The organism is Geofilum rubicundum JCM 15548 (genome assembly GCF_000974365.1).
Taxonomy (GTDB): Bacteria; Bacteroidota; Bacteroidia; order Bacteroidales; family Marinilabiliaceae; genus Geofilum; species Geofilum rubicundum.
On the sequence record NZ_BAZW01000030.1, the window covers coordinates 1 to 20,225 of the forward strand.

A 20,225-nucleotide genomic window follows, 5' to 3' on the forward strand; every position below is an offset into this window, starting at 1 on the left:
TTTTCACTATAAGGGGGCGGGCAGTTATAGCGACTTGTACCCGGAAATGCCTGAAGCTTCATCGGAACCGCCGGGTGTGATGGGGCCCATGCCTGGTTTTATTGGTACGCGACAAGCCCTGGAGGTCATTAAAGTAATTACGGGACAAGGGGAGGTGCTGGCTGGTCAATTGATGATTTTTGACGTGCTCAACAACAAAAACAGGGTTTTAGCGATTGGCCGGTAGTTTTACGCAACCCTTTGCCGGCCTTATTTGTTAGGGATATGAATACTCAAACAGAAGATAGAAAATGAGTCCATCTTATATTTGCAGTTGCAACGGGGTGTCGGAGCAGGAGATTAAGCGGGTGATTGCTAAACGGCAAGTAGTAGAGTTGAGGTCGCTGATCATTTTGTCCGGTGCCGGTGCATCCTGCGGGCGATGCCGGCCTAAAGTGCAGTCGATTTTGGAGGCCAACCGACCGGTGGTTTCAAATTTACAGACTAAAATCAAGTGGGAATAAGCCGTGGCAAAACGCATACAACAAGTTCCAACCTGATTCCTTTATCGTCGAGTTGGCCTTTCAATGATGGGGGTTTGTCAATCTGCCATCTGAGTGGACGTTAAGCCGAGGGTGTTCGGTGTCTTAATTTTCCGTGCTCAACCACCAGGGGACTGTCCAGATTGTTGGTAAAAACCTGACCGGTGCCCAGACCTTGGGGCATGGGGTTGTTGAGTGTGGCGGTCCATTGCGCAATGGCATTGAGGCCGATGTTGGCCTCCAGTGCGGAGGTAATCCACCAACCGGCATCGACCGATTCAGCCTGCTTTATCCACTTTTCTGAGGAGCTGAAGCCGCCGGTGAGACTGGGTTTTAGGATGATGTACTGGGGACGGATGGAGGTGATCATTTCTTTTCGGGTATTTTCATCCTGCAAACCGATGAGTTCCTCGTCCAGTGCAATGGGGATGGGGGTGGTGGCACACAACTGAGCCATTTCTTTCCATTGTCCCGCTTTGAGGGGTTGCTCAATGCTATGGATGGATAAGCGGGCCAGTTGATCAAGCACCCCAGGTGCTTTCCGGGGTGAAAAGGCACCATTGGCATCAACGCGCAATTCGAGGGTCTGCGGATTGAAACGCTTTCGCAGGGATTTTATGAGTTGGATTTCGCTGTCGAAATCCAAAGCGCCGATTTTTAGCTTCAGGCAGTTGAAGCCTTCCTCCAGTTTTTCTTCAATGCGCCGTTTCATCTCATCTGTATTCCCCATCCATATCAAACCGTTGATAGGTATTTCCTTTTGGCCCATTGTAAAGTCGGAAGGGTAGTAGATACCCCGACCACCATGGTGCAGGTCGGCCAGCGCCATCTCAACGGCAAAGCGTATGGCGGGCCAATCTTTTAAATGCTTGTGGAAGTCCGGGATCAAGGCATCGATGTTCTGGCAGCACCATTGGAGCTTTTCTTCGAGGTCGGGCCGGTCGTCCGGACTCAGACCGGGTAATATGGAGCACTCACCTCTTCCTGTAACTTCAGGGGCTGCCTCCTTCGAGATATGCAGGTAATAACTCATTTTGGTGCTTAGTACCCCGCGGGAGGTGCCACCCGGATGGTGAAAAATGAGCTGGTGGGGATGAAGCGTGGCTTTGTACATGGTTTTACAGAAATACCGTTACGGCGCTGAGCAGGACAAAAAAGAGGGTGCTAAGAGCCAGATTACGCAATTCGTTGTCTAGTTGGTGGGCTTTCCTGTTGGTGAAGGTGACCCAAATGTTCCGGATAAACAGGGGCAGGGAAAGCATAATGGGCCAAAGGTGGGCCAGTTCTGCCTTTAACAGGACATAGGCAATGAAGGTCAGCCAGCCACTCCCCAACAAGGCGAGGTGGTACCAGGCTGCTGCTTGTCGCCCCATGCGGACCACCAGTGTGATTTTTTGACTGGCGCGGTCCGACTCGATATCCCGTATGTTGTTTAAATTGAGTACGCCGGCACTGAAAAAGCCGATGGTGGCGGCGGGCAGTAATACCTCCCATTGCCAGTGGTTGGTATGTAAAAACCAGGTGCCGGCCACCCCTAAGAGTCCGAAAAAGATAAAGACGTACAAATCGCCCAACCCCCTGTAACCATAGGGGTTTTTACCAATGGTGTAGCGGATGGCTGCTGCAATGGCCGCAAAGCCCAGAATTAGAAACAGCAGTTGTTTCCATTGAAAGCCGTCAAAGGCGACAAAGAGTAAGGTGATGCCAGAAATGAGCGCCAGCAGGATGCTGATGATAATGGCCGTTTTCATCTGGCTGAGACTGATTACTCCGCTTTGAATCATGCGCTGCGGGCCCACACGCGTGTCATTGTCGGCACCGGACACCGCATCGCCATAATCGTTGGCCAAATTGGAAAGGATTTGCAGAAACAGGGTGGTAAGAGCGGCCCAGAGTAAAACCTGATCGTTGAACATGTTTTGCCAGGCGGCTACAATACTGCCCATCAATATGGTTGAAAGTGCCAGAGGCAGGGTTCTTAAACGAAGGGAAATGACCCATGCTTTTAGGTTGCTCATGCTGATTCTTTTTTTAGTCCTGCGAAAATAGCAATTCTAGCCTGTTTTATTCCTAAATTCAGGCTAGAGTAATTTATCTTTTAAATCGCCCACATCCTTGCGTATGTCGGCCAGTGTGCGAATCATCTGATTCATTTCCAGATGTTCGGAAGGTAATTCGGGACTGATGTAATGTACGAATTTCCAAATTTCTTTGATTTCAGAAATAGCTACAGAATAGGGCTCGAAGAGGGGATTGAGGGAAATGCAACGCAAGCTGCCCTGCTCTGTTATCTGGTTCTCGATGATTTTGAACGAGAGCCCGTCATTCATGGTGAAAAGAATGCAGGCCTGACCATTTTTGATGCTGGTCCAGTCCGTTATAAACTCCCCGGTGACATAGGCGCCTTGTGGAATGGGCCACATGGAATCGCCGCTGATTTGAAAGGTGCGGTATTTCTTGCTTTTATCCAGAAAAGGAAGTCGGAAAACGGGCAGAGAGACGATGTATTCCGGATCGGCAAAGCCGGTCAAATAACCGGCTTTGGCTTTTTCAGGTACCAATTCTATGTTTTCTTCATTGTCGGGCCCTACGGTGGAGGTCAGAATGCGCAGTTTGGCGCCTTTAACATAAACATCGTGTCCATTTTCCAATTCTCTTAACTGCGAAGCAGAGAGTTTTTGAAAATCTACTTTGATAAGGGTGTCGATGGAAATATTGAAGTAATCTGAAAACTTAATCAGCATGTCTATGGGCGGCAAGGCGATCTGATTTTCATAGTTGTTGATGGTGGAGCGCTTGGTTTGGGTGAGGACGGATAGATCATCCTGCGTCAGGTTTTTGCGCTTTCGCAATATTTTAAGATTGTGTGCAAAAAACATATATACAGAGGATTATGTGAGGTTTGATTTTTATATAGACAAATATATGATTAATAACAAGTCGCCACAAATAATGTTTGAATATATTTCAGTCCGGCTCTTTAAATTGGCTGCCACTTATTGACAAATGTTCTGATTATTCGTAAATTACATATGCATCGCCACCAATTACAAAAGTGTAATGTGCTTTTGTTATTCGCCAGTTTTGGTTCGTAACCCTTAATTATATTTCCTATGAAATTTGTTATTTCACAAAAACCGGAAGGGGCTTATCAGTTTGCACTGAAAGATACACAGGGTAAGCAGATTCTGTGGAGTCCCCGTTATGCTACTAAAGGTGAATGTCGCAGAGGAATTGAGCATTTGTGCCAGAATTTGTCGGGGAACATTGAAGTGGATCAATGGCAAACCGATAGCGGACGGTATTTGTTTCATTTGCGAAGCCATGATGGTCGCTTGCTGGCCATGAGTTCGCCCTTTAGCAGTAAGCATGAGTGTTTCCTTAAAATATCTGAAGTGAGAGAGAATTTGTGTGCGGCTGTGGAGGAAGATGTCACCATTGTTTTTCATGCGTATTGATTGAGCCTTATGAGTTTTAGAGGGGAGTCGTTTCATTCGTTTTCGAATGAAACGACTTTTTTTGACCAATTTGTTTATCTTTCCACCCTGATTTATTTAGCTCAGACCATTTTTAACGGTGCGTTTTATTATTGCGTTATGGCCAAGGATCAACAAAAGGAGATGGAGCAGACTTTTATCAATGACGGCTTTTTATTGGCCGCTGAGTTATCCAGGCAGTCGTCCAAAGCGGAGGTGATTGCCAAAATCCGGGAATTGTACCATCAGATTGATTTGTTAACCGATTCGTTTATGGATTATAGCCAGCGCCATGGACGTTCCATGGATTGTCGCATGGGCTGCTCATGGTGTTGTCACCAGTCCGTTTTTGCCTCCACCCATGAAGTATTGGTAATTGAGGATTATTTGACCACGCATTTCTCAAGTGAGGTACTGGAAGGTGTAAAACTGGCTGCGGCTAAAAAGGTGGGTCGGACAAAGAAGGTTTCCAATAAAGACTTGTTGAAGATGCAAGGGGCTTGTCCCCTGCTTAAAAACGGGGTATGCATGGTGTATCCGGTTCGACCAATGGCTTGCCGTATTTATCTTTCTTCGGATGTGAAAACCTGCATAGATAAGTATAATCGTCCCGGGCACAAAGATGCCAAACCAGCGCTTTTTGCCTTTATGATGGATGCGGGCCAGTTCATGAATTATGGCTTTGTGAGTGGGCTACTCGAAAAGGAATTGATATCGAATGAAGCTCCGTTGGAGTGGTTGCTCGAACAGTTTTTGACCGATCGGGACAACTTTGAGAATTGGCTTAACGGAAAAGAACTTAATCAGGCTTTTGAGTTTGATCAAAAGCTGATTGAGTTCTTTTCAGACATTAAGCGATTACTATGTTATTTCGTAAATAACTGTTTCAAAAACGAGAATAACAGTCTATCCCGATTTTTCGGGACAGTGTTTGGCGTTTTAGTGCAAAGACTACCTAGCCTGGTAACTGGTAGAACAGACCTGCACCCGGACCAAGCGGTGCTTTCAGCATGATCCATCCGATCAGCAAAATACTCCATCCTATAAAGAAGGCGATGGAATAAGGAATCATGGTCGCAATGATGGTTCCCAGACCAGCATTCTTCTCATATTTTTGAAAATAGGCGATGATGAGGGCAAAGAAACTCATCATGGGCGATATGACATTGGTGACCGAATCGCCGATGCGGTAAACGGCCTGCGACAGTTCGGGGGAGTATCCCAAAAGCATGAATATGGGTACAAATATCGGTGCCATAATGGCCCACTTGGCCGATGCGCTGCCCATCAGCATATTTACGGTAGAAGCCAGAAGGATGAAGAGCAACATGAGGGGGATAACGCCCAGATTGGCTTGAATAAGTCCTTCGGCACCGGTAATGGCCAGTATAACCCCCAAATTACTCCATTTAAAGTAGGCCACAAATTGTGCAGCGAAAAAGACCAGTACGATGTAATGCGACAAGGTCTTTAAACTTTGCGCCATGCCGTTGGCCACGTCGGTGTCGTTTTTAAATTTCCCGTTGATAACACCATAAACGATACCCATGCTTCCGGCAATTAAAAACAGAAAGGTGATGATGCCTTTGATGACGGGAGAGGATAGCAAACCGCCATTTTCACCCCGCAAAATACCGTCAGATGGAAACAAGCCTGAAAAAATGAGAATCATCCAGCCGGCGAAAACCGCCAGACTCCATAGCACGCCTTTTTTTTCTTGTTTGGATAAACGTTCGATGCTTTCCTGCTGCACTTCACCTTCGTATTTGCCAAAACGGGGCTGAATAATTTTCTCGGTCACCCAGGTGCCCAACAGGGCAATCAAAAAGGTGGAGACCACCATGAAATAGTAGTTGGCAGTGGGATTGACACTGTAGGAGGGGTCGAGGATGTGGGCGGCCTCTTCAGACAGACCAGCCAGCAAGGGGTCGATGGTGCCAATGATGAGATTGGCACTGAAGCCACCTGAAACGCCTGCGAAGGCGGCTGCCATTCCAACAAAAGGGTGGCGGCCCATGGCCTGAAAGATGATACCTGCCAGCGGAATCAGAAGCACATAGCCAATGTCACTGGCCGCGTTCGAAAGAATCCCCGCAAAGACAACAACAAAGGTCAGTATGCGCTTGGGCGATTTTATTACAAGAATTCGTATAAAAGCACCAATCAGTCCGCTGGTCTCGGCGAGGCCGATCCCCAACATGGCCACAAGTACAATCCCCAGAGGGGCAAAGCTGGTGAAATTGGTCACCATTTCATTGAGCACCCGATTCAGGCCTTCTTTAGACAGCAGGTTGACAGTGGTTATGACTTCTCCTGTGGCCGGATGGGTGGCTTGCCAGCCCAGCCAGGCGCCTACCACCGATAAGAGGAGTACACCCAGTGCAAACATGGCAAAAAGGGTAGCCGGATGGGGCAGGGCATTCCCGCCTTTTTCCAGAAAGTTGAGGAAATAGTCAAAAAAGCTTTTTTTCTTCTTGGTAGCTGTTGTCATACAAGTCCGTTTTTTGGTGCCATTTATGTTTTTATTAAACGCCTTTATGGATGCCAGGTAGTGTTTTTAGGTGACTTTTCACCCACCAGGATAATCAGATCAGGCCATCTGGATATGTATTCTGAATTCCATGGGGCTTGTTCTGAATTTTCTGCCCGCTTGGTTGAAAGGGATGTGGGAATGCAAAATTAGAAAAAAAAGGGGATTTTAAAAGCGAATGTTAAAATGCAACATTTTTTGGGCTGTCATAATTGATTGTGAGAATATTCTCATTATATTTGTGCAAAGTAATTTTTATGGCGCGTACACCACGATTGAGAAAAGTAGTTGCACCACCCGGATTTAAAGTATAAGCCTTATGGGCATACAGCAGAAAATAGGGAGGCGGTTGATTTACTGTACGAAGAATATGAAGCCTTGAAGCTGGCCGATTACGATTTTTTGGATCATCAGGCGGCCTCTCAATTAATGGGCGTTTCCCGGGCCACTTTTGCCCGAATATATGAGAGTGCCCGCCGTAAAATAGCTTGTGCCTGGTCGAGATTCGGGAGATTAGTACCATTTATGGCAATGCCTGGATGGATAAAAGCTGGTTCATGTGTAACAACTGCCAGGCCCGGTTTTCTGTGCCAAAAACCGTTGATGGGAGCAAATGTGCTTTATGTAAGTCGCCCCATATTGAACCAATTGGTCCGGTCGGGTAAGGTTGTTACGATGCTCAAAAGTTTAAAGAAAACAAGCTGGCTTATGAAGTTGAATGTGCTTTGGTTGGTGAGACTTCCATGGAGCCCAAATAAATAAAATAATCCTATGAAAACAGTTATTACAGCTACAGGAAAGACGCCTGCAAGTGCCTTTGATAAACGTTTTGGACGAGCCGCATGGTTTTGTCTTTTAGACGATGCCTCAGGGCAAATTGAATTTATAGAAAATGAATATGCCAATGCCAATGGGGGAGCAGGTACTAAGGTGGCAGAAAAGATGGTGGAATTGGGGTGCAAAAAGTAGTTTCGGGCGACTTTGGCCCAAAGGCTAAAGATTTGTTAGAGAAATTTGACATTCAAATGGTGGTGGTGCAGGACGATTTGACGGTGGAACTTTTGCTTGAAAAACTTAAGGCCTAGCGCATCCCTAAAATTAATTTTAATTCAATCAGATATGCAAAAGAAGATCGCCATTCCTGTTGATGGCAACGGGGTTTTGGATGCCCATTTTGGGCATTGTCAGTTTTTTTCAATAATGAACGTTGAATACGATAAGGTTGTAGCCAGTGCCAAGGTACAGCCACCGCCACATGAGCCGGGCTTACTGCCGCGTTGGCTGGCCGGACATGGGGTGACTGATATTATTGCAGGAGGCATGGGACAAAAGGCCATTGAACTGTTTAAGCAAAACGGTATCAATGTGTTTGTCGGGGCCCCGGCCATTAAGGATATGGAGCTGGTTGAGAAATATTTGAGTCATGAATTGACTTTTTCGGCCAATTACTGTGACCATTAGAAGGTAAGTAAATGTGTTTTAAAATAGCGGTTGTCAGCGGAAAGGGAGGAACGGGCAAGACGACTGTTTCTGTTTCGCTGATGCATTATATGCGCCGAATGCTAAAGGCTTCGGTGCATCTGGTTGATTGTGATGTGGAAGAACCCAATGATGCCTTGTTTTTCTCTGACAAGGTGCTTGAAGCAAGCAAGCCGATTTATCAGGATATACCTGAAATTAATACCGATCATTGTTCTTTTTGCCGGCAATGTAGCGACTATTGTGCCTATAATGCCATTGTTGTTATTCCTACGGTGAAGTTTGCGCAGGTTGAACCGACCCTATGCCACTCTTGTGGTGCTTGTTCTGTGGCCTGTAAGGATGATGCCATTACTTTGCGACAGGAGTTGGTGGGTACGGTTAATCACTATTCGCTGGGAGATAAGTTGTTATTGTCGGAAGGAGAGTTAAAAGTGGGGTCGGCCATGCAAACCATGCTGATAAAAGCCCTGAAAAAATCGCTCCCTGCATCTGATGGTATTATCATCTTTGATGCCCCGCCAGGCACTTCCTGCTCGGTGGTGGAGACCATTTCGGATGTGGATTTGGTGGTGGTTGTGGCCGAACCAACGCCTTTTGGGGTGCATGATATGGAACTGACCATTCAGTTGGTGGAGGACATGGACAAGCCCTACGGAGTTGTGGTCAATAAAGCCGGTCTGGGAACCGATGCTGTTTACCAGGTTTTGACGGATTATTCTTCGGAGTTGTTCGGCACCATCCCTTTTGATAAAAATTATGCCAAAGGGTATGCCATTGGTCAGTTGACAGGTGGTGAACAAGGCCGTATGGAAAAATGGTACAAGGCCATTATACAAAATATAGAAAGGAGGATGCTGGCTTATGAAGGAGTTGACCGTGTTGAGTGGTAAAGGGGGTACCGGAAAGACATCGGTTACCGCGGCACTGGCTTCAATGGCTACCCATATAGTTTTGTGCGACAATGATGTGGATGCGGCGAACCTTCATTTACTGGCTCAGCCTGTTATATTGGAAGAATACCCTTTTTTGAGGATGGCAGGCCAACATTGATGAGGAGTTTTGCGCCGGATGCGGTCTTTGCATGGAAAACTGCCATTTTGATGCCATTCATTTAACCGATGATGGCAAGTACACTATTAATCCCTATCAATGCGAGGGGTGTCGCCTGTGCGAACGTATTTGTCCGGTCACCGCTATTACTTGTTTTCAGAGTAAAAACAACCAATGGTTTGTCTCTGACAGTCGCTTTGGCAAGATGATACATGCCCGAATGGGGCCAGGGGAGGAAAACTCCGGTAAATTGGTGACTAAAATTCGCAAGAAGGCACGCGAAGTAGCCCGTGCTGGCCATGCCGACTGGGTCATTAACGACGGTCCTCCGGGTGTGGGTTGCGCCACCATTTCTTCACTTTCGGGTGTGGATGCCGTGCTTTTGGTGACCGAGCCTTCCAAGTCGGGATGGCACGACGCTGAGCGCTTGATTCAATTGGCCAAAAAGTTTGAATTGCCGGTATGGGCAATTATTAATAAGCACGATATTAATCCGGACATGTCGGCCCAAATGGAGTTGGCCTTTCAGGCAAAGGGCATTCCTGTTATCGGCCGTCTGCCCTTTGACGTTGATATGGTTCATTCTATGGTGGCGGGAAAGACCATTGTGGAGTTTGCCCCTGAGGGTGCCATTAGCCAGCAATTAATGAATGTTTGGCGTACCCTGAATTCCGGGCGTCTGGATCAAAATCCGGTTTAGCTTTTTTCACTGTTCGTTAGTTTGCAAAAAGCCATGGTCTCCAATATTCAGGAGACCATGGCTTTTTATTATGTTTGACGTGGTGCAGTATTTTTCCTTATTCACCATACATCTCACTTCTCAATGCCTGAATGCCGTCATCGTTGACATAATCGTCGTACTTAATCAGTTTGTCGATAAGGCCGTTGGGCGTGATTTCAATCACACGGTTACAAATGGTATCGATGAATTCGTGGTCATGCGAGCTCATCAGAATATTACCCGGGAAATTGGTGAGGGTATTGTTAAAGGCTTGAATGGTTTCCAAGTCCAGGTGGTTGGTGGGGTTGTCCAGCAACATCACGTTGGCATTTCGCAACATCATGCGTGAAATCATACAGCGCATTTTCTCACCTCCGGATAGTACATTCACACGTTTGTAAATGTCTTCGCCTGAGAACAGCATCTTTCCCAAATAGCCGCGCAGGAAGGATTCGCTGGTGTCGGATGAGAACATGCTGAGCCATTCCACCAGCGTCTGTTTGCTTTCGAAAAAGCGACTGTTTTCCATGGGTAAATAGGCGGTGGTAATGGTGACTCCCCAATTGTAATGCCCTTCATCTGGTTTGACATCGCCGCTGATGATTTCGAACAGGGCGGTGGTGACCAGGGGGTTGCGGGAAAGAAAGACGACTTTCTCATCCTTTTCGATGGTGAAACTGACATCTTTCAGGAGTTGCGTTCCGTCATCACCGGTCTTGCTGAGGCCGCTGACATTGAGAATGGTGTTGCCCGTCTCCCTCTCAGGGGTGAAAATGATACCCGGGTAGCGGCGGGTGGAAGGCTGAATTTCTTCCACATTGAGTTTTTCCAGCATTTTTCGGCGACTGGTAGCCTGTCGCGATTTGGCGACGTTGGCGCTGAAGCGCTGAATGAATTCGAGTAGCTCTTTTTTCTTCTCCTCGGCTTTTTTGTTTTGTGACGACTGCTGGCGCAAAGCCAGCTGGCTACTCTGGTACCAGAAGGTGTAGTTTCCGGCAAAGAGCTGGACTTTACCAAAGTCAATATCTACGATGTGCGTACAAATGGAATCGAGGAAGTGACGGTCGTGAGAAACCACCAAAAGGGTATTGTCAAAATTGGCCAGGTAGTTCTCTAACCAGCGGACAGTCTCCAAATCCAGGTCGTTGGTCGGCTCATCCAATAAAAGGTTGTCGGGCTTGCCAAAAAGGGCTTGCGCCAGCAAGACTTTCACCTTTTCTTTACCATTCAGGTCGATCATCTTCTTGGTATGTAGCGCTTCTTTGACACCCAGGCCACTCAATAACATAGCGGCATCACTCTCCGCATTCCAGCCATCCATCTCGGCAAACTGCTCTTCCAGTTCAGAAGCTCTTAAACCGTCAGCTTCTGAAAAGTCGGCTTTGGCATACAGCAGGTCTTTTTCTTTGCTTATCGCCCAGAGCTTTTCGTGCCCCATCAAAACGGTGTCTAATACCAAATGCTCGTCAAACGCATTGTGGTCCTGCCTTAAAACGGACAAGCGCTCGCCGGGTGCCAGGTCTACTTTGCCACGGGTGGAGTCAAGATCACCACTGATCAGGCGCAAAAAAGTCGATTTTCCTGCGCCATTGGCGCCAATAATGCCGTAGCAGTTGCCCGGCGTGAACTTAAGGTTGACGTCCTGAAAAAGAAATTTTTTGCCAAATTGAATGGCGAGATTGGATACTGTAATCATGTATAAAGATGTGTATGTGTTTGTTTTTGAAAGTGGTATTGTGCAAGTTTCATTTAATCAGTGAATTAATTGAGTCCGTCACACCTGTTTTATTCGATTATTTTGGGATGCAAAGTTAAGGATAAAAAAGAGGGATTCCCAGTGTGGGGTGTTAAGTTATGTGAATGCAAATCCACATCGATGGGCTTGTCATCTCACTTCTAATGGGATGGTAAATGGGTTTGTTGCGATTGATATAAATTTCTGCATATGGTTAAATTTTTGTTCTTTTGCAGGCTTGATCCTTGCAGGCTAATTCAAACGCTATGTTGATCCTTCTTGTTTTGTTTTTTTTGGGTATTCCCTTTCTGGTGCTGCATTTGTGTCACCGCTTCCGCTATGTGAATAAGCTGGGAGCCGTGGTGGTGGCTTATATTATCGGGGTGGTTGTTGGGAATGTGGGAATTTTGCCGGATGGAAGTGCAGGGGTTCAGGAGGCCATGACGTCCCTTACCATTCCGCTGGCCATTCCGCTGATGCTTTTCTCTACCAGTCTGGCCGATGTATTTAAGCTGGCCAGGGTGACTTTTGTGAGTCTGCTCATTGGTCTGGTAAGTGTGGTCATCATGGTTGTTTCGGGCTATTTTTTATTTACGGACGACATGACAGAGCCCTGGAAAATGGGTGGACTGCTCATTGGTCTCTACACCGGTGGAACGCCTAATCTGGCCGCGCTCAAGTTGATGCTGGATGTGGATGAAACGGTTTATCTGGTGACGCATTCGGCGGATCTGGTGATGGGCGTTTTTTATTTGTTCTTTTTGTTGGCAATGGGTCAACGCTTTTTTTCAAAATTTCTTCCCAAATCTGTTGTTGCTGAATCTGATAGGCTCACTCACTCGCTGGACGGGCAAGATCCTTATTATGGTATTTTAAAACGTCGTTTTTTGGTGCCCCTTTCCAAAGGTTTTGTGTTATCTGTTTTGGTGGTGGGGATATCAGTGGCCATTTCTTTTTTGGTACCTGAGGAGGCTCAAATGGCCGTCATTATGTTGATGATCACCTCCTTGTCGCTGAGCCTGTCATTCCTGTCACCCGTACGACGCATACCCAAGACCTTCGAACTTGGGATGTACTTTGTGCTGGTCTTTAGCGTGGTGGTGGCTTCCATGGCCAATGTGGCCACTCTGATGGCGGCTGCCCTGGATGTTCTGTATTATGTGGCCTGGGTGGTATTTGGCTCTTTAATACTGCAACTTTTGATGTCGCGCCTTTTCAGGGTGGATACCGACACCATGATCATCACATCAACGGCCCTGGTTTGCAGTCCCCCCTTTGTCCCCGTAGTTGCCGCCGCCCTGCGCAACCGCAGTCTGGTAGTCCCCGGGTTAACCATAGGCATAGTGGGTTATGCCATTGGTAACTATCTGGGATTTTTACTGGCTATGCTGCTGCGTTCCTGGTGAACTCCCGGATTATATGTACGGAAGGTTGTTGAGTGCCTGAACGATTTCATCGGAAACGGCCAGACGGCCGTTGATCAGACTGGTAGAGGTAATGGTGCCCTTCAGGCATAATTTCTCATCCGGTAAACGGTAAACATCCTGATGGAAAATGTATTTAACGCCTTGCTGTTCTGCTCTTAAGCGTACAACAAAGCGGTCGCCACTCTTTAGTGAGTTTTTGTAGGCCAGTTCAACTCTGGCAACGACTGCTGCGATGCCGCGACTAAACAGATCGGCAAAGTCCACACCCACGCTGAGTAAAAACTCGTGGCGGGCATGCTCCAAATAATTCTGATAAACACTGTTGTTAACAATTCCCTGAAGGTCGCATTCGTAATCTCGCACCTTCATTTCCAGTTGGTAGTGGTATTTTGCACGCATGATTCTAAATCTGCTTATTTAAAAAGTGATAAATCTATGTACGCTCCCATGGCTTTGTAGCCCAATTCATTGGGGTGCAGAAAATCGCCAGTGTGTAAGTCTGGCATCAGGCTACCCGGATTGAAGGGGTTCTGCATGCCTTGATCAAAATCAATGACAGCATCAAAATGACCACTGTTTCGGATCCAATCATTGATTTTTTGTCGCGCCGGCTCTCTAAATGACGCATAATAGAAGGATTCCCCAAAGGGGAGGATGGTGGCGCCATAGACTTTGATGTCTTTATTATGCGCCTTCTCAATCATCAGTTTATAGGCATCTATCAGCTGGTCGGCTACCAAATGGGCGGCGGCACTATCGGGGGTTTGTCCCAGATCGTTCACGCCTATGAGTAGGATGAGCCATTTAACACCTTGCTGGTTCAACACATCTCTCTCGAAACGGTCAATGGCAGCAGGGCCCAGACAGGCTTTTAAAACACAATTGCCGCCAATACCGTGATTCAAAACGGCCACCTTTTGTGTGCCCGGATTATTTATTAAGCGTTCAGCCAGCACGTCGGGCCAGCGATTTTGTTGATTGGTGCCGGACCCTCTGCCATCGGTTATGGAATTGCCCAGAATGGCAACGGCACCTGCTGTTTCGGGACTTTTGACATCTATACCATTGATGACGTACCAGCGGTCCGCTTCAGCGGCCTGAGGAAGTTGAGGGTCTGATGATTTGTTGCCTTCAGCAATGAAGGAGGTGGTTCGGGACCCGGGGTGACCGGTTACCTCCTCGGGGGTCTTTCCAAAATAGATGGTGATGGCCAAATCCATTCTGGCTTGGAGGTTAAAGGCGATGGGGTCGGATAGTAATGTGGATCCGGCTGCTATAGTGGCTTCTGGAGATTGGTTGAAGGTTAGCTGCTGATCGGTGGAAGCGTCAATAGTACTGCCACCCTTAGAAACGGCGATTCTTACTTCCTGGAGGGTGACCGGACTGTTACTGAATTCATTGGAGAATTTGACGCGGAGGGAATCTCCGCCAATCGAAACACGAACAATTTGCCGAAGTGTGTTGTTGGTCAATCCCGGTTCGGGTGGCATGTTGTGTGGCTCAACCAGTTGGGGCGATGTGGCCCAGGTGCCCACCCAGTTTTGCTCGGAGGCCGGGGAGCCGCAACTCATTAGCATCAGCGCTGCAGCAAGCGTCCATAAACTAAATTTGTTCTTTAAAGTCGATTTTGTTACAGGGATGTGATTTGATGACATCTTTCTGATTTTTAATGCCATAAATGGCACGGTGGCTCTTGTTTTCGACTATAAAGTTAATATAATTAATAATTAGAGAGCCATTCCCATGCTTTTTCGGGGTCGTAAAAATACTTTAAATCAGTTCCCGGACTCGCTTTCTCTGCCGCACGGGTGGCATCAAAGGAGGCATTGACAAAAAGATTGTTTGGAATAACCAGAGCGATGCGGGATGGGGGCAGGTCTGAAAATATTTTGTACAAGGGATTTTCATACCCCGGACCTGTTTCAGAAGTGATCAGGTATTGGCAATTGCCCATATTGGCGAGTATTTTTGGAGGTGCGACTTCTTTAATGTGCGTTCTTATTTGCTCTATATCCGCTGCATGGATTTCGTCCAGAATGTTGCCGCATTCTTTTTTCCAGGTAATCTGTATGGTTTGCAGCTTTTTGTCATGGTGCATGACCAATTGGTCACTTTCATATATGGGTTGACTCATATCGGTGTTGGTTTGGTTTAAAAACTTAATGAATTTTGGTGATAAAAACCGGAATGTCCGCTTCTTTGATGATGTCCTGTGTGCTACTTCCAAAAATAAGTTTCTTTATTTTTCCCTTGCCCTGTGAAAGAACAGCGATCATGTCGGGATTGTTTTTTCTGACAAAGCCTTGTATGCCCTCCTCTAGTGTATGGCTGCTAACTACGCTGATGGCGTAGTTAGCTAAATGATATTCTTTGGCTAAATCCCGCATTTTTTCGATGGCTAAATCAGGGGGTGTTTCTCCATCCATATCCACATAGAGAAGGTTAACTCTAGCTTGCAGGGCTTGGGCAAAATCAGCAATTTTTTCAAGACCACTCTGGTCTTTTTCATTCACGTCGAGGGGAACGACAATTTTGTGAATCTCACTTACCTTGGTGTCTTCTTTTAGAACAATGGCCGGATAGTCTGTTTTTTTGACAATTTCATCTGAATGGCTGCCAAATATTTGACTCAAAAGGCTGTCCTCATCCCGACTCCCAATAACCACTAAGCTGGCTTTAAAGGATTCGATAAGGCTGTTGAGATTTGTTTTACTTTCGTTAAATCGCACAACGGGCTTCACATTTATTTGGGCCGATGAGTATTTCATGGCTTCTTCGTTCACCAGTAATTGATGTTTTTTCATCAGTTCTGTATTGAACAAATTGACGTTATGGGTGTCATAGGTAGAAATATCTCCGGTGGTTGAAAAGGTGTGAACCCTGGCCGGAATAATTACATTCAATAAAATTAACTCAGACGCACCCAATTGAGCGGACAGGCCAACTGCAAATTCGGTAATTTTGGCCGATAGTTCATCGAGTTCCGTGGAGACCAATATCTTTTGTGTTGCCATTTTCTTCCATTTTACGGTTTTCATCTTTTCTGCCCTTCATTAATGCTAAATCCATACCACACATGCTTCATATTTTATGTCGTCTTGTTATTTGTCTGATTGAGTGATATTTAACAGGTGAGTGTTCGTTCAGGTCGGTTTTAGCTGGGGAAAAAATTCAACAATTCTGATATTGTTTATTAATTTTAAGTGAAATTGATTACCCGAATAAAAACTGTTGAAATAGGGGGTGCCACATGAAAGATTGTATTTTAAACGGAATGCCAAATCCAGTGATCATCTATGATGCTTCCTGGAAAATTAACCGCATCAACCAAACGGCACTGGCTTTATTGGGCTATTCAGAAGTTGGGGAACTTTTAGGAATGCCTGTTCAGCATATATTATCGAACCGTTCTGCTTTTCCTGGAGAAGATCTGCCAAGCAGACTTAATAGCGATTCCTCCCTGTCCGCAGGTCCGGGTATTGAAATGGAACATTTGTCAAAAGATGGGAAATGCCTGAGGTTTTTGGCTCAATTTAAGAAGGTGGCGGATGATGAAAACCCGGGACACTTCTTTTATTATGAATCTGGATTTTGTCTGGATGAATTGCTGCAAGAGGTCGCCAGTGAGCAACAAAAGAGGCTGGATTACTGGAACCTGTTAGCTGATAATGTGCCGGGTTTAACGGTTGTGCTCGTCAATAAAGATCTGGATATGGAGTGCAGTTTTGGCCAGAAAAATGCCGATTTTTTTAGGGCGTCACAGGACTGCGGGAACAAGAGCTTTATGGGCTTGCTTCCACCTGAATTCAAGGCTGTTTTGCAACCTCTGTTTAAAATTGCCCGGGAGGGGACTTCGGTAAGCAGAGAGTTTTCATATAGAGATGATTTTTTTACCATTACCCTGGATCCGCTTATGGATGAGAATGGACAATTTTTGTGTGTGGTGGTGGTGCAAAACATTACTGAAACCAAGTTGGTGGAAAAGAAACTGATGCTCTCAAAAGAGGAGGCGGAAGATGCCAATGAGGCCAAGAGTGATTTTGTGGCCAAGATGTCCCATGAGATTAGAACGCCTCTGAACGCCATTATTGGTTTTTCCGACCAGCTCAAAAGAACCCGGCTGACCAATAAACAGTCTGATTATTTGGATATTGTAAATAATTCATCCCAACATCTATTGTCAATAGTTGAAGATATTCTTGTCCTTTCAAAGGTGGAGTCCGGTCAGATTCAGGTGGAACCTGAGCCTTTTAAGGTTGGTATTGTACTGAAAACGGTTCATGATATCCTGGGACACCGGATTTTAAAAAAGGATCTGGCCTTTAAAAGGCAATCGGATATTCCTGAAGATGAGGTCCTATTGGGTGATGTGGCAAAATTGCGACAAATCCTGATAAACCTGATGAGTAATTCCATCAAGTTTACACACCAAGGGAGAATAGTGCTGTCTTGCTCAACCATCCATAATACGGCCAAGAGACGTACCATTCGTTTTGATGTTTCCGACTCGGGCATTGGTATTTCCCGGAAGGAGTTGAAGTTTATCTTTGAACCCTTTCATCAGATTGATAACTCATTAAGCAGGAGTTATTTCGGGTCTGGGCTGGGGTTGACCATTTGCAAAGAGTTGGTCCGATCCCTGGGAGGCGAGATTAGTGTCTCAAGTACCTTGAAAAAGGGTTCGACCTTCTCGTTTACCCTTTCGTTTGAAAAATCCCAAAAACCCTATATGGAGCATCGGAGTTTAAGTTCCAAGGTCCATAAAGATTTTTTCAAAAACCTCAATATTCTTTTTGTTGATGATGACCCCATTAATCGAATGCTGGGGGAAATTATTCTCAAAAAGTATAAGGCCAAGGTTGTTTTTGCCAAGACGGGACAAGAAGCGATCAGGCGATACAAACCCGGAAATTTTCAAATAGTGTTGCTCGACATTAATATGCCTGAATTGAATGGCATTGAGGTGGCCAAACAATTAAGAGAAATGGAGGGACATTCGAAGTGCAGGCAGCCAGCAACAATAATTGCTATGACCGCCAACGCATTGCAAAGGCATATAAAAAAATACATTCAATCGGGCATGGATGATTTTATTCTTAAGCCTTTTACGGAAGAAAATCTCTATCAGAAGATTGCCTTGCATGCCAGTGGCACCAAAGATGACGGGAATCATGACTTTTATGACGAAGCAGGCAGTTCTGCGACGGAAGGAGAAGATTTGGAGGGGCTTTTGAAATTTACGAAGGGCGATAAGGATTTTACCCTATTGATGTTGACGACCTTTATGGACAATAGCTCCAATTTGTTGCGTCAAATTAAATTTGATTTTGAAAGAAATGATTATCCTTCCATTGGCGAATCGGCTCACCGGCTTCTTCCATCTATGGAACAGTTGGGTTTTCATAACACCAATAAACTTTTAAAAAGCATCGAGAGGAGGTATCTGAGAAAGGAATCTTTTAAAAAGGATCCTCAATTGGTCGAAAAGGCCATTGGTGAAATAGCCAAGTGCATCGCCTCTGTCAAAGAAAGCATGGAGGCCATAAAATAGATTTTCGCCGGAATTTTTTTATGCTTATATTTAGGTTATTAAGTATATAGCAAAGGAGGATGACCGCCAGCTTGTTTCTCTGAAAAGCAGAGGCAGCCTATCTGACCAAATTAATTAAACAAATTTTTATAAATGAAAGCATCGATTCTTATTATAGATGATGATCCCTACATTGTTACTTTGCTCGAGAGTTATTTTAAACGTGAAGGTTATAAGATATTCACTTCCTATAAAGGACAATCGGCACTGAAATTATTGCTTAGCGAGAAGATAGATGTGGTGCTCTGCGATATCCGACTGCCGGATTTTGAGGGGCTTGATTTATTGCAACGTATCCGTCAGCTAAGTCCTGAATCCGTAACCATTATGATGACCGCCTACGGTGAGATCAGGGCCGCTGTTAAGAGTATTCAAATGGGCGCCTTTGAATATGTGACCAAACCAATTCTTCCTGAAGAAATCAGTGATATGGTTAGCCGGGCGGTGGTGAAAAGACAGGGGCAGGCTGATCAGACAGATGACGAGTTTATTGCCGGTGACAGCCATAAGATGCTGGAGGTTATTGAGCAGTCGAAGTTAGTGGCGCCGACCGACATGTCCGTCCTGATTCAGGGTGAAACCGGGTCGGGAAAAGAATACATTGCCCGTTTAATACATAAAAACAGTACCCGTAAGAATAAAAGGTTTATGGCCATTGATTGCGGTGCCATTCCCCGGGAACTGGCATCAAGTGAGATGTTTGGGCATGTAAAAGGGGCCTTTACGGGGGCTATTGCCGACAAGTCAGGCTTTTTTGAACAGGCCAATGGGGGAACTGTTTTTCTGGATGAGATTGGAAATCTTAATTATGAAACGCAGGTGAAACTATTGCGGGCCATTCAGCAAAAGGTTATTTCACGAGTGGGCGACTCTAAAGAAATAAAGGTGGATGTGCGCATTATATCCGCTACGAATAGCGACATGTTAAAGGCGCTGGAAGAAAGGAATTTTCGTGAGGATCTTTATCATCGAATCAATGAATTTAAAATAGAATTGCCGCCCATTCGTGAACGAGGGGATGATGTGATTACTTTTGCCCGCCACTTTTTGGCCGAGGCTAATCAAAATCTGAATAAAAATGTGAAGGATTTTGATCATCAGGTTTTAAATGCTTTTAAAGCGTATCCCTGGCATGGGAATTTGCGCGAGATGCGCAATGTGGTGAAGCGAAGTGTGCTGGTTGCGCAGACCGATTATATAACGATTGGTTGTCTGCCACAAGAATTTAAATCAGATCAAATAGCGGAAGTTGAAGATGACACCTCTCCAGATAACTCGCTTAGCTTGAAAAATGCGGCCGAGGTGGCCGAGATGAATGTGGTTGAACAGGCGCTGAAGGAGGCCAATTACAACAAATCGTTGGCGGCTAAAATTCTGAATATTGACAGGAAAACCCTCTATAACAAGATCAAGCGTTTTGATATAAAGCAATAGAGAAAGAGGTTGCCCGCTTCGGACAACCCCTTTAAGGTATGAATGCCTTAACTTTCAATCTCAAAAGAGATTTTTGCATTGACTGCATAGGAAACAATTTTGTTGTTCTCCACATTGGCATTCATGTGCTCAATGTAAATCGATTTGATGTTTTTTACAGTCTTTGCTGCTTCGCTCACTGCGTTTTGTGCAGCTTCTGTAAAACCTTTGTCCGATGAAGCAATTACTTCGATTACTTTTACCATTCTCATAAGTAATA

At 45.6% G+C, this 20,225-nt stretch carries 24 protein-coding genes; 14 read left to right on the forward strand and 10 right to left on the reverse strand.

Annotated features, from left to right (window positions below):
• Window positions 1-226 (forward strand): HesA/MoeB/ThiF family protein (locus JCM15548_RS21965; RefSeq protein ID WP_369403703.1); only part of this gene is annotated, 226 nt, incomplete at its 5' end.
• A 64-nt stretch (window positions 227-290) separates the two neighbouring features.
• The gene (locus JCM15548_RS12980; protein ID WP_062126111.1) at window positions 291-503 is read left to right on the forward strand and encodes a (2Fe-2S)-binding protein; all 213 of its coding nucleotides are present in this window, start codon (window positions 291-293) and stop codon (window positions 501-503) included.
• Window positions 504-603: 100 nt separating this feature from the next.
• Here JCM15548_RS12980 and menC read toward each other — a convergent pair whose 3' ends face one another.
• The 3 genes from menC to JCM15548_RS12995 form a co-directional block, all read right to left on the reverse strand.
• A complete protein-coding gene (menC, locus tag JCM15548_RS12985) occupies window positions 604-1,635 on the reverse strand; it encodes an o-succinylbenzoate synthase (protein WP_062126114.1) in 1,032 nt (343 codons plus the stop codon).
• Window positions 1,636-1,639: 4 nt separating this feature from the next.
• Window positions 1,640-2,539, reverse strand: a complete 900-nt coding sequence (locus tag JCM15548_RS12990; RefSeq protein ID WP_062126117.1) for a 1,4-dihydroxy-2-naphthoate polyprenyltransferase — start codon at window positions 2,537-2,539, stop codon at window positions 1,640-1,642.
• A 63-nt stretch (window positions 2,540-2,602) separates the two neighbouring features.
• Window positions 2,603-3,400: an XRE family transcriptional regulator gene (locus JCM15548_RS12995; protein ID WP_062126120.1), complete on the reverse strand. Its 798-nt coding sequence runs from the start codon at window positions 3,398-3,400 to the stop codon at window positions 2,603-2,605.
• A 234-nt stretch (window positions 3,401-3,634) separates the two neighbouring features.
• Between JCM15548_RS12995 and JCM15548_RS13000 the strand changes: the two genes are divergently transcribed.
• Together JCM15548_RS13000 and JCM15548_RS13005 are read left to right on the forward strand one after the other, a co-directional pair.
• The gene (locus tag JCM15548_RS13000) at window positions 3,635-3,979 is read left to right on the forward strand and encodes a YegP family protein (RefSeq protein WP_062126123.1); all 345 of its coding nucleotides are present in this window, start codon (window positions 3,635-3,637) and stop codon (window positions 3,977-3,979) included.
• Between the two features lie 138 nt (window positions 3,980-4,117).
• Entirely contained in the window at window positions 4,118-5,011 is an 894-nt protein-coding gene (locus JCM15548_RS13005) for a YkgJ family cysteine cluster protein (RefSeq protein WP_162198237.1), read from the forward strand.
• On the opposite strand, the gene JCM15548_RS13010 is transcribed toward JCM15548_RS13005, so the two are convergent.
• Complete coding sequence (locus JCM15548_RS13010; RefSeq protein ID WP_062126130.1) at window positions 4,953-6,488, reverse strand: AbgT family transporter; 1,536 nt, start codon at window positions 6,486-6,488, stop codon at window positions 4,953-4,955. The two genes, JCM15548_RS13005 and JCM15548_RS13010, sit on opposite strands and share 59 nt — an antisense overlap.
• Window positions 6,489-6,815: 327 nt before the next feature.
• On the opposite strand from JCM15548_RS13010, the gene JCM15548_RS13015 reads away from it, so the two are divergent.
• Genes JCM15548_RS13015 through JCM15548_RS13035 form a run of 7 tightly spaced genes read left to right on the forward strand, consistent with a single transcriptional unit; the run spans window position 6,816 to window position 9,759 of the window.
• Window positions 6,816-7,289, forward strand: coding sequence for a DUF134 domain-containing protein (locus JCM15548_RS13015; protein ID WP_227625795.1), 474 nt, complete (start codon window positions 6,816-6,818; stop codon window positions 7,287-7,289).
• Between the two features lie 9 nt (window positions 7,290-7,298).
• On the forward strand, window positions 7,299-7,496 hold the full coding sequence (locus tag JCM15548_RS24085) for a NifB/NifX family molybdenum-iron cluster-binding protein (RefSeq protein ID WP_227625796.1): 198 nt from the start codon (window positions 7,299-7,301) through the stop codon (window positions 7,494-7,496).
• Window positions 7,484-7,612: a hypothetical protein gene (locus JCM15548_RS25600; RefSeq protein ID WP_262487049.1), complete on the forward strand. Its 129-nt coding sequence runs from the start codon at window positions 7,484-7,486 to the stop codon at window positions 7,610-7,612. Before JCM15548_RS24085 ends, JCM15548_RS25600 begins: the two co-directional genes overlap by 13 nt.
• Before the next feature lie 34 nt (window positions 7,613-7,646).
• Complete coding sequence (locus JCM15548_RS13025; protein ID WP_062126133.1) at window positions 7,647-7,988, forward strand: NifB/NifX family molybdenum-iron cluster-binding protein; 342 nt, start codon at window positions 7,647-7,649, stop codon at window positions 7,986-7,988.
• Between the two features lie 11 nt (window positions 7,989-7,999).
• Complete coding sequence (locus tag JCM15548_RS13030; protein ID WP_062126137.1) at window positions 8,000-8,899, forward strand: nucleotide-binding protein; 900 nt, start codon at window positions 8,000-8,002, stop codon at window positions 8,897-8,899.
• On the forward strand, window positions 8,871-9,059 hold the full coding sequence (locus JCM15548_RS24090) for a nucleotide-binding protein (protein WP_227625797.1): 189 nt from the start codon (window positions 8,871-8,873) through the stop codon (window positions 9,057-9,059). The genes JCM15548_RS13030 and JCM15548_RS24090 overlap by 29 nt, the downstream gene beginning before the upstream one ends.
• 31 nt (window positions 9,060-9,090) lie before the next feature.
• Complete coding sequence (locus JCM15548_RS13035) at window positions 9,091-9,759, forward strand: P-loop NTPase (RefSeq protein ID WP_262487050.1); 669 nt, start codon at window positions 9,091-9,093, stop codon at window positions 9,757-9,759.
• A gap of 97 nt (window positions 9,760-9,856) precedes the next feature.
• On the opposite strand, the gene JCM15548_RS13040 is transcribed toward JCM15548_RS13035, so the two are convergent.
• A complete protein-coding gene (locus JCM15548_RS13040; protein WP_062126140.1) occupies window positions 9,857-11,476 on the reverse strand; it encodes an ABC-F family ATP-binding cassette domain-containing protein in 1,620 nt (539 codons plus the stop codon).
• 305 nt (window positions 11,477-11,781) lie between these two features.
• On the opposite strand from JCM15548_RS13040, the gene JCM15548_RS13045 reads away from it, so the two are divergent.
• The gene (locus tag JCM15548_RS13045; RefSeq protein ID WP_062126143.1) at window positions 11,782-12,921 is read left to right on the forward strand and encodes a DUF819 family protein; all 1,140 of its coding nucleotides are present in this window, start codon (window positions 11,782-11,784) and stop codon (window positions 12,919-12,921) included.
• Between the two features lie 9 nt (window positions 12,922-12,930).
• On the opposite strand, the gene JCM15548_RS13050 is transcribed toward JCM15548_RS13045, so the two are convergent.
• The 4 genes from JCM15548_RS13050 to JCM15548_RS13065 form a co-directional block, all read right to left on the reverse strand.
• Window positions 12,931-13,341: an acyl-CoA thioesterase gene (locus JCM15548_RS13050; RefSeq protein ID WP_062126146.1), complete on the reverse strand. Its 411-nt coding sequence runs from the start codon at window positions 13,339-13,341 to the stop codon at window positions 12,931-12,933.
• 14 nt (window positions 13,342-13,355) lie between these two features.
• Entirely contained in the window at window positions 13,356-14,597 is a 1,242-nt protein-coding gene (locus JCM15548_RS13055) for an SGNH/GDSL hydrolase family protein (protein WP_062126149.1), read from the reverse strand.
• Between the two features lie 65 nt (window positions 14,598-14,662).
• Window positions 14,663-15,076: a hypothetical protein gene (locus JCM15548_RS13060; protein WP_062126151.1), complete on the reverse strand. Its 414-nt coding sequence runs from the start codon at window positions 15,074-15,076 to the stop codon at window positions 14,663-14,665.
• Between the two features lie 25 nt (window positions 15,077-15,101).
• A complete protein-coding gene (locus JCM15548_RS13065) occupies window positions 15,102-15,956 on the reverse strand; it encodes a universal stress protein (protein ID WP_162198238.1) in 855 nt (284 codons plus the stop codon).
• A gap of 260 nt (window positions 15,957-16,216) precedes the next feature.
• Between JCM15548_RS13065 and JCM15548_RS13070 the strand changes: the two genes are divergently transcribed.
• Both JCM15548_RS13070 and JCM15548_RS13075 read left to right on the forward strand, forming a co-directional pair.
• Window positions 16,217-18,493, forward strand: coding sequence for an ATP-binding protein (locus JCM15548_RS13070; RefSeq protein ID WP_162198239.1), 2,277 nt, complete (start codon window positions 16,217-16,219; stop codon window positions 18,491-18,493).
• A 132-nt stretch (window positions 18,494-18,625) separates the two neighbouring features.
• Window positions 18,626-19,966 (forward strand): sigma-54-dependent transcriptional regulator, encoded by a 1,341-nt coding sequence (locus tag JCM15548_RS13075; RefSeq protein WP_062126161.1) that lies wholly within the window; start codon window positions 18,626-18,628, stop codon window positions 19,964-19,966.
• 47 nt (window positions 19,967-20,013) lie between these two features.
• On the opposite strand, the gene JCM15548_RS13080 is transcribed toward JCM15548_RS13075, so the two are convergent.
• Window positions 20,014-20,217, reverse strand: coding sequence for a dodecin family protein (locus tag JCM15548_RS13080; protein ID WP_062126164.1), 204 nt, complete (start codon window positions 20,215-20,217; stop codon window positions 20,014-20,016).
• Between the last annotated feature and the right edge of the window lie 8 nt (window positions 20,218-20,225).

Coding starts and splice junctions, on each gene's coding strand:
- JCM15548_RS12980 (WP_062126111.1), top strand. CDS start 291: ATGAGTCCATCTTATATTTGCAGTTGCAACGGGGTGTCGGAGCAGGAG.
- menC (WP_062126114.1), bottom strand. CDS start 1,635: ATGTACAAAGCCACGCTTCATCCCCACCAGCTCATTTTTCACCATCCG.
- JCM15548_RS12990 (WP_062126117.1), bottom strand. CDS start 2,539: ATGAGCAACCTAAAAGCATGGGTCATTTCCCTTCGTTTAAGAACCCTG.
- JCM15548_RS12995 (WP_062126120.1), bottom strand. CDS start 3,400: ATGTTTTTTGCACACAATCTTAAAATATTGCGAAAGCGCAAAAACCTG.
- JCM15548_RS13000 (WP_062126123.1), top strand. CDS start 3,635: ATGAAATTTGTTATTTCACAAAAACCGGAAGGGGCTTATCAGTTTGCA.
- JCM15548_RS13005 (WP_162198237.1), top strand. CDS start 4,118: ATGGCCAAGGATCAACAAAAGGAGATGGAGCAGACTTTTATCAATGAC.
- JCM15548_RS13010 (WP_062126130.1), bottom strand. CDS start 6,488: ATGACAACAGCTACCAAGAAGAAAAAAAGCTTTTTTGACTATTTCCTC.
- JCM15548_RS24085 (WP_227625796.1), top strand. CDS start 7,299: ATGAAAACAGTTATTACAGCTACAGGAAAGACGCCTGCAAGTGCCTTT.
- JCM15548_RS13025 (WP_062126133.1), top strand. CDS start 7,647: ATGCAAAAGAAGATCGCCATTCCTGTTGATGGCAACGGGGTTTTGGAT.
- JCM15548_RS13030 (WP_062126137.1), top strand. CDS start 8,000: ATGTGTTTTAAAATAGCGGTTGTCAGCGGAAAGGGAGGAACGGGCAAG.
- JCM15548_RS24090 (WP_227625797.1), top strand. CDS start 8,871: ATGAAGGAGTTGACCGTGTTGAGTGGTAAAGGGGGTACCGGAAAGACA.
- JCM15548_RS13035 (WP_262487050.1), top strand. CDS start 9,091: ATGGAAAACTGCCATTTTGATGCCATTCATTTAACCGATGATGGCAAG.
- JCM15548_RS13040 (WP_062126140.1), bottom strand. CDS start 11,476: ATGATTACAGTATCCAATCTCGCCATTCAATTTGGCAAAAAATTTCTT.
- JCM15548_RS13045 (WP_062126143.1), top strand. CDS start 11,782: ATGTTGATCCTTCTTGTTTTGTTTTTTTTGGGTATTCCCTTTCTGGTG.
- JCM15548_RS13050 (WP_062126146.1), bottom strand. CDS start 13,341: ATGCGTGCAAAATACCACTACCAACTGGAAATGAAGGTGCGAGATTAC.
- JCM15548_RS13055 (WP_062126149.1), bottom strand. CDS start 14,597: ATGTCATCAAATCACATCCCTGTAACAAAATCGACTTTAAAGAACAAA.
- JCM15548_RS13060 (WP_062126151.1), bottom strand. CDS start 15,076: ATGAGTCAACCCATATATGAAAGTGACCAATTGGTCATGCACCATGAC.
- JCM15548_RS13065 (WP_162198238.1), bottom strand. CDS start 15,956: ATGGCAACACAAAAGATATTGGTCTCCACGGAACTCGATGAACTATCG.
- JCM15548_RS13070 (WP_162198239.1), top strand. CDS start 16,217: ATGCCAAATCCAGTGATCATCTATGATGCTTCCTGGAAAATTAACCGC.
- JCM15548_RS13075 (WP_062126161.1), top strand. CDS start 18,626: ATGAAAGCATCGATTCTTATTATAGATGATGATCCCTACATTGTTACT.
- JCM15548_RS13080 (WP_062126164.1), bottom strand. CDS start 20,217: ATGAGAATGGTAAAAGTAATCGAAGTAATTGCTTCATCGGACAAAGGT.